This window comes from Treponema sp. J25, assembly GCF_004343725.1.
GTDB lineage: Bacteria > Spirochaetota > Spirochaetia > Treponematales > Breznakiellaceae > J25.
The window spans coordinates 13,261-28,510 of sequence record NZ_PTQW01000039.1; the positions used below are offsets into that span (position 1 = coordinate 13,261).

Genomic DNA, 15,250 nt, shown 5'->3' on the forward strand with positions numbered 1-15,250 from the left:
TTATGGGAACTGAAAAAGGTGGTGATAAAAAGTAGTGTGTTACATATGGCTTTTTCTGGGGGCCCGCTTTTTGTGGTTAAGTGTGAAGAATCCTCGTTTTTTTCTAAACTAATTCTGGGTAAAACGGCTAGAGGTTATTGTGCTCTCTTTTGTTCTACCAAGGAAGGTTTTACAAGATTCACCGATATATAGGTTTAACCGAAATATCGGTGATTTTTATTCACCAGTTACTATTTTTCTGATAATAAAAAATACTAATTCATTTATTTATAATAAAATAATCTTTGGCATACTTTCTGCATAATTCTTAATATCTCAATGATAAGGAGTATGGCTATGAGTAGCAACGTAAAAGATCGACTTTCACAACATGTGGTAGATCTAGCAGCCCTGTTTATCAAACTGCATGATTATCACTGGCATGTTCGAGGTCCCCAGTTTAAGGTGCTCCATGAACTTACGGAAACCTACTATGACGATATTAACGAGCAGTTTGACGCAATAGCAGAAAGGCTCGTTCAGCTTGGGGGCGTGGCGCCGGCGAGTGTACGGTCCTATGCGAGTAACACCGCTATCTCCGATGCAGGGAAAAACGCCTATACGGCGGAAGATGTGCTATCGGGGATAATCAAGGATTTTGAGTATCTCCTTGCGGAATATAAACAGACCCGCAGGGTAGCCTCCGAAACGGATGATCCAGCTACCGACAATATGCTCGCCGATTACATTGGAGATCTGGAAAAGAAAATCTGGATGCTTAAGGCTACCAAAGGATAAAACCAGCGCAGAAAAGTAATGAAGATATTAAGAAGGGGCCTTTCAAAATAAAGCATGAGGGGCCCCTTTTTATTGTCCCATGGGATAACGGCAAATTCATATAAGTATGCTATTTCCTCTCTGTTCCGCTTTTTGTTTATCAGAAGGACAAATTTACAACATGTTCAGTTTTTTTTCCCTTGTTTTTTAATTTTTTTGCACTATAATTGCAAGAAATGTAGTAATGTTGGAGTTCCCCTATGTCAGAAAAAAAAGTGCTCGTGGTGGATGATTCTCGCATTATGAGAAACATCGTCAAGAATACCTTTGCGACCCTTAACATCCCCTGTACCTTCTATGAAGCGCCCAATGGACGGGAAGCCCTGATGTTGCTGGAACAACATCCTATCGACCTGGTTCTCCTGGATTGGAACATGCCGGAGCTTTCGGGCATCGATTTTCTTAAGAAGGTCCGGGCCATGGAACAATACAAGAACCTTCCCATCGTAATGGTTACCAGTGAAGCCGCCCGCTACAATGTGATCGAAGCGCTGAAACATGGGGCTACCGATTATATCGTGAAGCCGGTAAATGAGCGAATTTTTTACGAAAAGCTTTCAAAGATTGTCTTTCCGTAGGGGGATGCCCGGTAGTCTTACTTCTCGGGGTGAATCTGTTTGTAGGGATTAAAAGTAAGGGCGTGGTAGTGGGTCAGCCATTGTCCTCGCCCGGGATTATTTAGGTAAAGGAAGTGATATAAATGGAAAAGTACATTGAGCCCTTTGTGGAAGCCACAAGCGGAGTTTTTACCAACATGGTGGGGATGGATATTGCCGTGGGACGTCCCTACATTTGCGAGATGAATAGTCCCCATGCCTGGGATATTTCGGGGGTTATTGGGCTTACCGGCGAAGCCCGGGGGGCGGTGGTGCTTTCTTTAAAGCAAGACCTGGCCCTGGCCATAACGACTACGTTAACGGGTAGAGAACAGCCAGCCCTGAATGAAGATGTGGTCGACGCGGTGGGAGAACTCATCAATATCATCGCCGGGAATGCCAAGAAAGGCCTTGAGGAAAGTTTTAAACTGGTTATTTCTCTCCCCACCATCGTAGATGGGCCAAATCATCATATCGCCTGGCCGCTTGAGCAAACCCGCATCATTTGCATTCCCTTTACGGTCCAGGGAGGAAAGGAATTCTGCCTCTCTGTGGCCCTGGAAACAAAGAGGGAGGGCTTAAAATATGAGTAAGGGGTCTTCGAATTTTTTCATCAACCTGATGACGAGCGGAAAGTTCTTCAGGGAAGACGATCCAGAAAAAATGGATATGACGATCCGGTACGTGCTCCTCAATTCCATGATATTTGTGGGTTGTACCCTCCTTGTTCTATTTGGAGTAGAAAGTTTTAGAGAGCAGGCCTTTCTGCAGGGGATCCTCGATTTTTCCATGGCAGCGATTACGCTAGTGGGATTTGTCCTTCTTAGGACACCCGCTCCCTTTATCTGGTCATCGGGTCTCACGGTCCTTTCGTTCATGGGGCTCTGTGCGTTTCTGGTGTATACCGGGGGCGTACAAAACTCGGGGGTTCTCTGGGCCTATTCCTTTCCTCTTTTAGCTATCTTCCTTTTGGGAATCCGTTTGGGAAGTCTCTTAACGGCCCTGCTTGGTATATTCCTGGGGATGGTGGTTTTGGTCCCAGGATTCAGCCCTCAGAAGTATGAAGCAGCCTTTGCCTTCCGCGGTATCGGCGTCTATCTCCTGGTTACCCTTTGTACGATGGTGTACGAGATTACCAAGATGAACAAGGACCAGCGGCTCCTGAAACTTACGGCTTCTCTTAAGGAAGAGCGGGACCAGATAGCGGCCATGAAGGATAACCTGCGGGAAGCCCTGTTTTTGCTCGATAGGCAGGGGAAAATACAGGGCCAGTATTCTCCCATTCTTGAGGCCATGCTGGGTAAAACTAACCTTACCGGCGAGATTTTTCTGGATATCCTTTCCCCTTCTCTTTCTGCAAAAGAAAAAGGACTCCTGGAAGATTTTTTTGCCATGGTGTTAGAACAACGCTTTGATGCTGCCATGCTAGAAGATATCAACCCCCTTAAGGAGTTTACCTACCTTCCCCCGGGGGGAACTGCGCCGCGCACCCTTTCGGTGACGTGTAGTTGTCTCCAGCGGGAGAACGGCGAGGCCTACCTCCTCTGTACCTTACGGGATTTAACGCGGGAAGTAGAACTGCGGCGGCAACTCGAAGAAGAAGAGAAAAAACGGCAGCAGGAAATGCGGGCCCTCTTTGAGGTTGTCCACGTGGATCCCCGGATCTTTGAAGATTTTATCCAGGAAATGGATTATCAGTTTGTCCATATAAACGGAGCCTTGAAAAACTCAGAGGAGGATAACCGCCAGACCCTTTTGGAGGTGTATCAGTACATTCATGCCGTAAAGGCCAATGCGGTTATCCTGGGGCTTTCAGACTTTGCAGAAAAGCTCCATTCCCTGGAACAGGAGATAAAGCTCATCCAGAATAAAGAAGAGATAACCTTCCAGGATATGCTCCATCTTACCGTGGAAATTGAAAAGGTTTATCGAGAAAAGGACACCTTTGAACAACTGCTGAATCGAATTCGTTCTTTTTCGGCTACCAGTTCTCAATTGCAGGAAGAACAGGTGTTGGTGCAAACCCTGGAGCGGACGATAAAGAAGCTCTGCCATGAATTAGGGAAACAGGCAACCCTTTCGGTGGGAACCCTGGAACATGGGGCTCTCCAGCAGCTTGATTTTCGGCTCCTTAAGGAAATTCTCATCCAGTTGGTGCGGAATGCCCTAGTGCATGGTATCGAGACCCCCGAAGAACGACAGCGGAAGGGCAAGCCCGCGGCGGGGACTATTTTTGTGAGTCTTGAAAAGAAGGGAGACCAACTGTGTTGTGTGGTAGGGGATGATGGGAATGGGCTCTGTTTCGAACGGATCCGACAGCAGGCGGAACGGCGGGGTATGCGAATTGAGCCGAGTAAGGAACGGCAACAGCTTTTGCAGTATATTTTCTCCCCCGGTTTTAGTACCCAGGATGAGGCGGATCTCCACAGTGGGCGTGGCGTCGGCCTATCTCTCGTGAAAGATCGGGTGTATGCTACAGGAGGAAGCATTAAAATCGCTACCGAAGAAGGCAAGGGCTGCCGGTTTTACCTTTATTTCCCTTTAGAAAAAAATCATTCCGTGGCGGGCTAAAAACAGGAATGGGAATAACCGGCCCTGTTTCAAACCTATAAGGAGTAGAGGAGAGGAGAGATGAGGATCCGTATTCTCATACCACTCGTGCTAAGCATGGGGTTCTTAATGGTACAGCCCCTTATTGCTCAGTCGGTAATCAATATTTTTAACAAAGAAGAAACCCTTTTTAATAGTCAGCTTCAGGAACTTACGGGACTGGGGTTGGGAGTAAAATTCCAGAATGATATCTTTTTGGAGAAGAAAATAAACACCTATCAATTTTATCTTGCAAGTCCTATCGGAGAGATAGGCGATAGCGGTAGCCTGGGACTGTTCCTGGGGTATAACATCTCTATGCAAAATTACCAGTGGTGGCCCCTGGATAGTCACCTGGCCTATGTGCATCGCATATTTACGGGAGGGAATATACAGTCATGGTGGGGAAATGTCTTGCTTGGGGCCTCCTGTCGATGGCGACTTAATTTTGTCCATGAGGTAACGGGCCTTGCGGAAAAAGAAGAGGCTCAACCCTACCTGGATTTACCCTCTTTTATGTTCGATATTACCCCTGTGGCAAATGGAACCCTTAATACCCGGGCCCTGGTCGCTCGGGCGGGAGCTGTTTTTGGTTCTTTTTTAAACACCTCTTTGTTATTCAAATTGATAAATCAGCGGCTTTTTAGTTTTTGGCCAGGGCTGATGTATGAGAATATTTATAAGTCCCCAAACTACAAAATAGAAAAGGACCTTTCTCATATAGGACTTAGTGTAAAGCTTGCCATAGGGGATACCATGGTCGATGTATCTTCGCTGGACAGTCTAGAAAATTATATAAAAAATGTGGCTAATGTTATCTTTTTTTCCGGTCGAATAGGCCTTATTACTTCTGCGGATGAACTGGCGAGCACCATCGCATCTTTGCCAGAGAATTGGTGGGATAAAGTATATTTTTACGGAGAAACCTGCCTTGGCTTTATTATCCTCGGGGCCTGGTATGAAAAACAATATGGCCTCGGCTATAGCATTGGCCTTGGTTTTGATTCCCTTGGGAATGTTCGCCAGGCAGAGTATGATGAATGGTCCCTGGTATCCTATGCGCTCTATATCAAGTTGAAATACAATGATGCCATGATAGAACCCCTGTATCGGGGCTCCGCCGGAACCTGGTCGTTAGTGCTCGAATTAAGTCAAAAAGAACACGGGAAAGGTAAATAAGAGCTGGTTTCCCTCGACCTTTTTCGTTTTCCCCTTGCATCATGGGAAGGGGCCAGTTTATACTGGCCCTACTATGAATCCAGCGCTTGAAACTCTGAAAGAACGGGGCTTTTTTCAACAGTGTACCGATGTAGAAGGCCTTTCCCGAACCATGGACGAAGGGCCTATTACTTTTTATGTGGGCTGTGATCCCACGGGCTCGAGCTTGCACATTGGGCATATGGTGCCATTTTTTGCCTTCCGGCACCTCAGACAGGCAGGGCATCGAGGAATTGCCCTGATTGGGGGGGGGACCGCCCGGATTGGGGACCCGTCGGGGAAAACCGAAATGCGGAAGATGCTTTCCTATGAACAGCTTGATGCCAATGCGGAGTCGATTCGGGCCCAGCTCGATCGATTCATCGGGTTTGATGGAAAGACGGCCCTTACGGATAACAACAAAAACTGGCTTGCGGACCTGAACTATATTGACTTTTTGCGGGATATCGGCCGGCACTTTTCGGTGAACCGCATGCTCAGTTTTGAGGCCTATCGGCTCCGCATGGAAACGGGGCTTTCGTTTATTGAGTTTAACTACCAGCTTTTGCAGAGTTATGACTTTTTGGAATTGTACCGCCGTCATGGGTGCCGTCTGCAGATCGGTGGAGATGATCAGTGGGGTAACATAGTGGCGGGAATTGAACTCATCCGCCGGGTCGAAGGGGCCGAATGTTATGGCCTTACCTTCCCCTTAGTAACCACTTCGGATGGAAAGAAGATGGGAAAAACTGAAAAGGGGGCAATCTTCCTGGATCCTGCCATGACAAGTCCCTATGAGTTTTTCCAGTACTGGCGGAACATTCAGGACGCGGATCTCCGGCGCTTCCTGTTGATGTTTACCTTCCTGCCTACCGCCGAGATTGATGCCCTCTGCGCTCCCGGTAAGAATCCCAACGAAGGGAAGGAACGTCTTGCCTACGAAGTAACCGCCCTGATTCACGGCCCCGAAGAGGCTGAGAAGGCTCTGGCGGGCGCTCGGGCTGCCTTTGGAGGTGGGGGCGACAAAAGCGCCATGCCGTCGGTGGAACTGCCCCGGTCCCGCTTTGAGCAGGGCTACAATGTGGTGGATCTTTTCTGTGATGCGGGTCTTGTTCCTACGAAGAGCGAAGGGCGGCGTCTGGTCCAGCAGGGTGGAGCCTTTGTGACCCGAGTTGGGGGGCCCTTCCAGGAATTAGAGACCATCGGCGACGTGACGGCCCTTATTGGGAGTGACCGTATTACGGAAGAGGGGGAACTACTCCTTCGGGCTGGAAAAAAGCGCTACTGCCGGGTTGTGGTGAAGGGGTGATGAAACAACAGCGCCCTCTGGAGACCTCTTCTCCATCAGAGAAAAAGAAAAAAAAGTGGGGTCCCCAGGAGATCCAGGAATGGTTTCACGTGTTGTCCTATGCCCGGCGGGATCCCCGTATAGGGTTCTGGCCGAAATTCTGGGCAGCCCTCGCGGTGGGATACATGCTCAGTCCCATCGACCTTATCCCCGATTTTATTCCCCTTCTGGGCCAGCTTGATGACCTATTGATAATACCCCTTTTGCTTACCCTGGCAATCCGCAGCATTCCCCCCGAGGTGATACAGGAAGCGCGTTCCCGGTGGTTGCAAGAAACAGAAAAAGGAACACCTGCCGCTGCCGGAAATCCCTGAACACAAGGAACTCTTTTTTCTAGTTACAACAGGATTCACCCGTTTGAGAACCCACGGGGAGAAAGGGGCCCCCGACCAAAGGTACTCTTCACCTGTGGAGACCTTCTTCATTGGAAGGGCTGTGCCTCTTAATTCATTGGACCAGAAGGTATTTCCATATCTCTTGATCTTCCTGTCCGATTCGCCAGAACGCGATGTGGTTTACCCCTTTCTGGCGATAAAGGGCAGCCCTTCCATGGGTTGTCCGGTGATCTTCGTAAAAGACCCGCACGTTCACGAGTTCGGTGTATTCAAAATAGTTACTCTCATTGCGAAGTTCTGTTTGGATGATCCCTTTTTCTTCCATCAATTTAGAAAGAACTGAAAAACGATAGGCCCGGGAGGGGTTGATGTGTCCCCAGGCGCGGCCATAAAAGGGAAGTCCCATCACGAGTTTGGCCGGGCCAATAGTCTGAAGAGCGTAGGACGCAACCCGCTCGCACCATTCTAGCGAAGCAACTGAGCCGGGCTGGCTCCCACTCCAGTGTTCATCGTAGGCCATCACCATCACCTTATCTACCACCGAGGCGATTTGTTCGTAGTCGTAGGCTTCGTTGGTTTTACGGGTCCGAGCAGGGATGGCAATGGAAAGCATTTTCTTCCCTAGTCCTTTTTTGAGGGCCCCTAAAAAACTGATAAAATGATCCTTATCTTCGGCAAGGACTGCTTCAAAGTCGATGTGGAGCCCATCAAAATTTTTTGCGGCCTCTAAAATATCCTGGATTAATTGGGAACGCAAAGGAAAGTCCGGGGATAGACAAAAATGGGTAAGGGCATAGTTTGAAAGTTCTGTTACCACCAGGTGCACCCGTCCCGTGAAGGAACTGAGTTTTGCCCGGGAAGGAACTCCCCTCAGTTTACCCGTGTTTCCGATGGTGGCACTGAAAAGGGCCACATCACTTACGGGCCAGTGGGGATCAAAAGAAGCTTCTTCTCCTGCCTGTACATAGGCCCACACCTCTTTAAAAGATAAAGGTTCAAGGGGTTGGGGAAGGATTTTTTCTTCCGGTGTGTAGGAAGCAAACTGTACCGCTAGGGGTGATGGAGTAGGGGGGCTCTCCACCGGCAATGGGGGTGCTGTTTCCGGAGACGTTGCTGACGATGCTGGAGCATCTGTTTGTACTGAAAGCTCTGTTGCTGAGGGTGTTGGCTTTACCCCTTTTTCTTGAAGGGGCGCCCCTTGGGCTGGCTGGGCTACGGTAGAACAGGAACTGAGAATAACGCCTACCACCATACCCTTGAAAAGGGAGAAAAACGGCTTGTTTTTTGGGTTTTCGAATGTTTTCTTCATATTGTTACTATATCATGAATCGGAAGAAAAGGAGGGGAAGCCCATAAATTTTTTATGTTCCCCAGAAAATATGAATCCAGGGCCCCCAAAAAGAAAAATTAAGATGAAAAAATCATTTTTTATCGATATCCAACATTGCATTTATTGAACTTATTTGCTAGTGTTTTAGCAAAGGGAGTAATACTATGGGAAGCGTACATACGGAAGCTACCGAAGTAAAAGAGGTCTCTCAGAAGGTGCTCTTTGTGGATGCCTCTACCGGCTATTACCGGATGAAGCGATATCCCCTTAAGGATTATTTTGGACCCGTGGATTTGGGGCTCCATCTTTCGGGGCGCTACTGGACGTTGAATATTGGCACCGGTATGTTTGCGGGTTCTATTTTGCCGGGATCGAACCGGTTGATAATCAACGGCTTTTCGCCCTGTTGGCGGGGTTTTTACATTTCCAGCATGGGCGGGGCAGGCCTGGTTTTTGATAACCTGGGTATCAACCTGGTTTCTATTTCCAAAAAGGCTCCGGTTCCTTCTATCCTCTATTTGAATCGAAACCATGGGGAAGAGATTGAGGTAGAGTTGATCCCGGTGGATTCTCATGCTATCTGGTCAAGCGGTCGGGGTGGGGCCTATGCCATGATGGATTATGCCCTTGAGCTTTGTGGCCCCCGCTACCAGGGAGAATATCGGGCCCTCGCGGTGGGGCCCGCCGCAGAATCCACCGATTTCGGGGGTATCCTTTCGGCGCCGGTAAAAAACGGTAAAGCCACCGATATCGATACCTGGGCTGGCCGAGGGGGTTTTGGCTCAAAATTGTATCAGGATCATGGTATTGCGGCTATTATTTACGGTGGGACGGTGATCGATGAGGACTTCCGGGACCGAACCGTGGCAGACCAGTGGTTTGAGGAGAAGTATAAACAAAAACTCATGGTGAAGGATTTCGAAGCTACCACTAAGTACCGCTTCGATCCGAAGTTTGAAACCGGTGGAACCTTTGGGGTGAACTACGCCACTATCGGCGGCCGTATTATGGCCTTTAATTACCGCACCATCTACTGGAGCGAAGAAGAACGGCTGGAATTGCACAAGAAATTCATTGTGGATCATTACCTTAAACAATTTAATGAAGAAACCATCAAAACAAAAAAACAGGCCACCTGTGGTGAACCCTGCGCAGCGGTGTGTAAGAAATATAATGGGGAATATAAAAAGGATTACGAGCCCTATCAAACCCTGGGGCCCCTCTGCGGAATTTTTGACCAGCGGGCAGCGGAAAAACTCAATAAAAAGGGAGACGCAAGCGGTTTTGATGCCATCTCTTTAGGTGGGGTCCTCGCCTGGCTTATGGATTGCCTGGACCGGCGTTTGCTTTTGCCGGAGGACCTGGGGGTAAGCCGCATGCCCCGCTGGGATTGGAAACACTTTGATGTGGTAGCTGACTCGATGCACAATGCGGAACTGGGTTGTGAACTCATCGATTCGATTCTGCAGAAGCGGGGCCTTATTGATTTTTCTGAGGGGGTACGCAAGTGGGCCCGGCGGATTAAGCGGGAACGAGGGGTGAGGATCCTGGATTCCTTTGTCCACACCGCCCATGGGCGCCGGGGCTGGATGGTTCCCAATCAATATTGGACTCCTGGAGCGTTAGCTCCCATGGCTATCATGGGGAAGTACTACATGCACTACGGACCAGAGTTTTATCCGCCCCGTCGGCTTGGGCAGATTTGTGCGGAGCGGCTTAAGAAAGAACTTATCATGGACAACGGTGGGGTGTGCCGCTTTCACCGGGGCTGGGCGGAAGAAATGGTGCCTGCGGCGTTCCAGGCCCTCTATGGGAAAGGGGAACAGTATCTGCAATCGATATCTATCGCTGCAAGTCGGATCAATTCCCGCAACGCCAGCGTGTACTGGGAAAGCCAAGCAAACATCGATTTTGTGCGCACCTTCCTGGAACGTCTCCTTATGGTAGAAAAAAAGGATGACCCGGAACTCCGGTACTGGGTAGAACAGTTTCAGAAGGATCCCCAGGAGACGGCCTTAAACTATTGGTTTGAGGTGCGAAAGGGTATTGATGAATCCCTGAGGGATTTTTATTAAGAGTAAAAGCCGTATTTTTGGGTAATTATTGAAAGGGCCCAGTCCCACTGATGGTAAAGGAAGGGGCCCTTTTTTAGAAACCCTATTGGCGAAGGGCCGAAAAAGGGGCCGAGGTGTTTTTCTCTCTGTAAAAAAGCCCCCTCTCCTATTACCTAAGGGCACAAATATTTTTGGGGAGGGTAGTCCTCTATCAAGAACCAGCCAAAAGGGGTCTATCTCTATTTTAATAACAAAAATGTTTTAAGAGGAAGAAAAAGGATGTTATTTCTTTCTGGTTCTTCCATATCCTCCCGGGTAATGACAATCCCAAAAGGGGCATTGTTGAATTTGTTGTCCATAAAAGTAATAATTCCCTGCAGATCTTCTTTTCGTATATTGTTCCGGTACTTTACTTCTAAAGGAATTCGTTGTTGGCCAATGGTAAGGATAAAATCTACCTCTGGTTCTCTATTCCTTTGGGGATAGTAACTGAGATCTAACCCATGAATAGTAGAGAGGGTATAGCCTACGATACTTTCTGCTAAATGACCCGCTAAGGTAGCTTCTGCCTCACTGGTACTATCTCCTGTGAGTGGAATTATCTCTTGTAGCCAACTGGCCCTAAGGCTATGGTCGGCAATACAGATTTTTGAAGCGCTTTTTTTCTTTTTAAGGCGGATCTCAAGGGGGGGGATGAGAATCACTAATAGGGTTTCATTAAGGAATCTAAGATAACTTGTCACCCGTTGGGGACCCACGTTTGCGTGAAGGGTGGTGCGTAATTCTTCTAACATAGTTTGAATAGTAGGAGTTTGACCTGCGTACCGACAGGCCATGCGGAATAGTTCTTCCAAAAGCACCGCATCCCGTTTTCGTCCTTTTTCTCCTAGCCGTAAATCATGTTGAATAACCCGCTGAATAATGGTTTCGTTAAGCTGATCTGCGATTTCTTCCCATCGTTGTGTATGACTGGCATGGGCAATGGGATAAGCGCCATACTGAGAAAAAAGGGAAAAGACCTCATCCCGATATTGCCGATACTGCTGCCCATGGATGATAAGATTTCTCCAAAAGTCTTTCTGAGTAAGTTGAGAGATCCCATTATCAGGTAAAAATGGCGGAGGACTTTTTTTATGCCGGAGGGTTCCTATTTCTGTAAGAGAAAGAAGTCCTGCATTAATGGTGGAAATACGACCCGCAAGGCTATCTCTTCCTTTTTCGATCCGGAGGGCGGAGCTTCCGGTAACAATTGCTCGAATACCTGTGGTATCCAGTATCTGTTTTAACTGGGGGGCCCAATTTGGGATATTTTGAATCTCATCAAGAAAAAAGTAGACCTTCTCTCCCCTCCTGATGACAGCATTCACCCGTTCTTGAAGTATTTCTTTCTCATACCAGGAAAGTAGGTCTAGAATAGGGTTTTCCTTTTGTATTAACTCAGGAATTTCATCAAATTGAACCCAAAAAATATGATGAGGGGGAATACCCTTTTCTAATAGGTCAAAAATAAGCTGTTTGATGCTGGTTGTTTTTCCAATCTGTCTGCTTCCTCGTACTACTACTGCTGGAGCAAGACCAGATTCGAGTCGTTTTTGTATTTGCGCTACCAGGTGCCTTCGAAAAGGGGGAATCAAAGGGCGGGCTTCTGGATTTTCCCACCATTCGTTCATCCGATATAACTGATCCTTAAGAGTGGGAGAAAGCACCTCTACCTCCTCATTGGAGTATTACCCTTTCAGCCTGTGGTGAATTTATGATAGGCCGGATACCAAGTTTCTTCAAGGTGCGAAGGGTAGGTCGACCTTCTGCGTCGTAACCCTTGATGCGGTAGTACTGACGGAGCATTGGTTCCAGCCGAACCGTGCTTAGTACGGGATGGGCCGTCTGGGCTTCAGTAAGAAACCGCTGGGGGAGGGTATCGTCTTTTCGGGAAATGCCGCAGAGGGTATTCATGTATCGTTCTAGAACATGACTGCGCCGGCCAGCCAGGAGATAATCCTTCATGGTAAGACGCCGGCCAGTGATGGCCCCCACAAGGCCGGAAAGCCCCGAATAATCTAGGAGGGCCTGGGCCAGGCGGGGCGTGTAGGTCATGGCCAGACGCAATATCGGTTTGGGGGTCAATTTAACGAGGGGTGGTTCTAAGAGATACCCGAATATAGAAAAAAGGCAGGTCTGCGTCGCATTGATGGCACTAAAAAGGTCTTCCATGTACGCAACCCACCGGGCCTTTGCGCGGCTGCTATAGGGGGGCAAAAAGCCAAAGATGGCCTCGAGTCCGATAGGATAGGCGTTTAAGTGGCAACCCCCGCGGTTTGCCACCGCATAGTTTAGACCATGGCCCCAGCCGGCCCGGGGATCGTAGGCCGCAAGTTCCAGTCCCTTTACCTGGATGGCAAACTCCAATCCCCCATAACGCTCGGCAAGACGCCGGCTTCCCAGGGCAAGTTCCGCCCCTTCTCCCCGGCGGTAGGCGATATCTTCGATTATTTTGAGGATATTGTCGGTTTTCCCGAAGGCGAGTTCGCTTGGTCGCAGGCCCTTTTCGGCGGCCTCCATGGCCCAACTGACGGTGACCCCCGCTGATATGGTGTCCATTCCCAGTTCGTTCATCCGTTCGTTCCAGAGACCAATAAGATCCGGGTCGTAGTTCCCAATGTTACCACCCCATACCCCTATGGTCTCGTATTCGGGGATGTGCCGGATTTTCCCATCCGGGTAGGTTCCTTTGTGGCCGCAGAGCACCACACAGTAGGCGCACACCGCATGGATCGTTCGGTACCGTTCTGCCATGGCCTGTCCGGAGAGGGCTTCCCAGCGGGGGTCGGTACGATCCCGGAAATTGCGGACCGGCATATACCCTGCCTGTACCCCAAAACGGACGTTGTAGGGGGTGCCGTAATCCCGGTAGCCCTGCACGAAGCTGTTCTGCTGGATCATCTTTTTTGCTTTTTTGTTGAGCCGCTCAAAGTTCCACCGGTCCCGGGCATCGATAGTGTAGTCCCTGCCGGTGGCTACGATGGCTTTGATGTTCTTTGATGCCATGACGGTACCAAGCCCTGCCCGGCCCAGGTATCGGTCCCCCGAACGAATGTTGGCATAGAGCACCCCCTGTTCTGCCGCGGGGCCTATAACCAGGGCTCCCTCTTTGGGGCTCTTCATGACCCGCGCCTGGGTTTCCCCTGTTTCAAGGCCCCAGAGTTCCCGGGCTTCTTCAAACCGTACCCCTTCCCGATTGATGCGGAGTACCAGGGGAACCGTTGCCCGGCCGCGGATTAAAAGGCCGTCCCAGCCGGCGGTTTTGCAGGCGAGCCCAAAGGGACCACCGCAGGAACTGGTGGCCATGATTCCCGTGAGGGGCGATTTGGTGATCCCCGCAAAACGGGCCGAACAGGGGGCTCCGGTACCGAGGAAGGACCCCATCATGAAGGCCAGAATATTGTCTGGCCCCAGGGGATCTATCGAGCCAAGTCGTTCCCCGAGCCGGTCGTAGATAAGCTTTAATCCCAAGGCGGCTCCTCCCAGGTAGTCTGCCAGATCCTCCTCGGAGGGGCTAAAGACCTGAAAGGTCCGACTTGTTACATCAATCTCTAGATATTTTCGGGATTCACCGATGATTCGTTCTTTCTGAATGGTTTCCATGGTACTGCTCCTGAGTCAGGCTGATGACTTTTATGGGGTGATCGTCCCCTGTATCACCCGATACAGATAGGTCATGTCGTCGACGTCAAATATCCGCGGCACGGGGTAGAGGGGGTTAGCCTCCGCAAGGGCCCGCTGAACAAGAAGGGGAATGTGTTCTTCCTGTATCTGAGGGAGATGTTCCGGAATATTCATCTCTTTGTTTAATTTTCGTATATATTGAATAAACTGTCGGGCCCCTTCCTCTGGGGGGAGGCTGGGGGCCACGATGCCCGCCTTTTGGACAAGCAGGGCAAGGCGATTTTCGGCGGCTTTCCCAAAGTATTCGAGCACGTAGGGGAGGATAACCGCATTGGCAAGGCCATGGGCAATGCCGTACATACCCCCGAGGGTATGGGCGATGGCGTGGACGTATCCCACGTAGGCCCGGGTAAAGGCCTTGCCTGCCAGATACGAGGCCCGTAGAAGCCGTTCCCGGCCTTCCACATCCTGCCCGTTGCGGTACACTTTGAGTAGATGTTCATGGATAAGCCGGGTTGCCTCTATCGCTGCGGCTTCTGTTTCCCGGGTGTTGCTGCGGCCAATAAAGGCTTCAACCGCATGGGTAAGGGCGTCCATACCGGTGGTGGCGGTAATGGATGGGGGCAACCCCAGGGTAAGCAGAGGATCCAGAATTGCCCCGTGGGGAATCAGACTGTGATCCAGGATGGTGAATTTTTCGTGGGTTTCCGCATTGGTGATAACCGCGGCGATGGTGGCTTCGCTCCCCGTTCCTGCGGTGGTGGGGATCGCCACAAAAAAGGGGAGCTTTTTTCGTATTTTTAAAAGCCCCCGCAATTGGGGAATTTTTTTCTTTGGCCGGGCAATGCGGGCGCCGACTCCCTTGGCACAATCTATGGCCGAGCCGCCGCCGAGGGCGATAAGGGCCTGGCAACCTTCGGTAATATAGCGCCGTAAGGCGGCCTCAATAGTATCTATGGTAGGATTAGGGACAGTTTCATCAAAAATGATAGGAACTATTTCGGCTTCTTCAAGAATTCCTGCTACCTTTTGAGCAAGACCGGCCTGCACGATACCTCTGTCAGTAACAAGAAGGACCCGTCGTATTCTCCGGGGCTCGAGTATCTCTGGAAGCCTCTGAACGCTTGCTGGCCCTTCGTACAGTTCCGGTTCTCGCCAGGGAAGGAAGGGCGAAACTACCCGAAAAACACCCTGATAAAGACGGCAATAGACCGTGTACCACCATCCCATAGGTCCCTCCTTAATTCAGGATAGTATACCACATAAATGGAAAAGACTGAAATTTTGGGGTGTGGTGCCTCTGGTTATTTAACAGACATGGT

Annotated in this window: 12 protein-coding genes; 8 read left to right on the forward strand and 4 right to left on the reverse strand. The window is 49.7% G+C overall.

Annotation, left to right across the window (positions count from 1 at the left end):
• Positions 1 to 336: 336 nt before the first annotated feature.
• The 7 genes from C5O22_RS11385 (at position 337) to C5O22_RS11415 (ending at position 6,860) form a co-directional block, all read left to right on the forward strand.
• Complete coding sequence (locus C5O22_RS11385; protein ID WP_132781916.1) at positions 337 to 777, forward strand: Dps family protein; 441 nt, start codon at positions 337 to 339, stop codon at positions 775 to 777.
• A 239-nt stretch (positions 778 to 1,016) separates the two neighbouring features.
• A complete protein-coding gene (locus tag C5O22_RS11390) occupies positions 1,017 to 1,394 on the forward strand; it encodes a response regulator (protein WP_132781918.1) in 378 nt (125 codons plus the stop codon).
• 122 nt (positions 1,395 to 1,516) lie between these two features.
• Entirely contained in the window at positions 1,517 to 2,005 is a 489-nt protein-coding gene (locus tag C5O22_RS11395) for a chemotaxis protein CheX (protein WP_132781920.1), read from the forward strand.
• On the forward strand, positions 1,998 to 3,983 hold the full coding sequence (locus tag C5O22_RS11400; RefSeq protein WP_132781922.1) for an ATP-binding protein: 1,986 nt from the start codon (positions 1,998 to 2,000) through the stop codon (positions 3,981 to 3,983). Before C5O22_RS11395 ends, C5O22_RS11400 begins: the two co-directional genes overlap by 8 nt.
• A gap of 60 nt (positions 3,984 to 4,043) precedes the next feature.
• Positions 4,044 to 5,180 carry a hypothetical protein gene (locus C5O22_RS11405; RefSeq protein ID WP_132781923.1) on the forward strand — a complete coding sequence of 379 codons (1,137 nt, stop codon included), beginning with the start codon at positions 4,044 to 4,046 and terminating at the stop codon, positions 5,178 to 5,180.
• A 73-nt stretch (positions 5,181 to 5,253) separates the two neighbouring features.
• Positions 5,254 to 6,507: a tyrosine--tRNA ligase gene (gene tyrS, locus C5O22_RS11410; protein WP_132781925.1), complete on the forward strand. Its 1,254-nt coding sequence runs from the start codon at positions 5,254 to 5,256 to the stop codon at positions 6,505 to 6,507.
• The gene (locus C5O22_RS11415; protein WP_132781927.1) at positions 6,507 to 6,860 is read left to right on the forward strand and encodes a YkvA family protein; all 354 of its coding nucleotides are present in this window, start codon (positions 6,507 to 6,509) and stop codon (positions 6,858 to 6,860) included. The genes tyrS and C5O22_RS11415 overlap by 1 nt, the downstream gene beginning before the upstream one ends.
• Positions 6,861 to 6,993: 133 nt before the next feature.
• Here C5O22_RS11415 and C5O22_RS11420 read toward each other — a convergent pair whose 3' ends face one another.
• A complete protein-coding gene (locus C5O22_RS11420; protein ID WP_132781929.1) occupies positions 6,994 to 8,190 on the reverse strand; it encodes a glycosyl hydrolase family 18 protein in 1,197 nt (398 codons plus the stop codon).
• Between the two features lie 185 nt (positions 8,191 to 8,375).
• Here C5O22_RS11420 and C5O22_RS11425 point away from each other — a divergent pair, with 185 nt between their 5' ends.
• On the forward strand, positions 8,376 to 10,286 hold the full coding sequence (locus C5O22_RS11425; protein WP_132781931.1) for an aldehyde ferredoxin oxidoreductase C-terminal domain-containing protein: 1,911 nt from the start codon (positions 8,376 to 8,378) through the stop codon (positions 10,284 to 10,286).
• A 218-nt stretch (positions 10,287 to 10,504) separates the two neighbouring features.
• On the opposite strand, the gene C5O22_RS11430 is transcribed toward C5O22_RS11425, so the two are convergent.
• From C5O22_RS11430 to C5O22_RS11440, 3 genes are read right to left on the reverse strand one after another with little or no spacing between them, the layout of a single operon-like run.
• Entirely contained in the window at positions 10,505 to 11,971 is a 1,467-nt protein-coding gene (locus C5O22_RS11430; protein ID WP_132781933.1) for an ATP-binding protein, read from the reverse strand.
• A 10-nt stretch (positions 11,972 to 11,981) separates the two neighbouring features.
• Entirely contained in the window at positions 11,982 to 13,907 is a 1,926-nt protein-coding gene (locus tag C5O22_RS11435) for an aldehyde ferredoxin oxidoreductase family protein (protein ID WP_132781935.1), read from the reverse strand.
• Between the two features lie 30 nt (positions 13,908 to 13,937).
• Positions 13,938 to 15,158 carry an iron-containing alcohol dehydrogenase gene (locus tag C5O22_RS11440; RefSeq protein ID WP_132781937.1) on the reverse strand — a complete coding sequence of 407 codons (1,221 nt, stop codon included), beginning with the start codon at positions 15,156 to 15,158 and terminating at the stop codon, positions 13,938 to 13,940.
• Positions 15,159 to 15,250 lie beyond the last annotated feature (92 nt).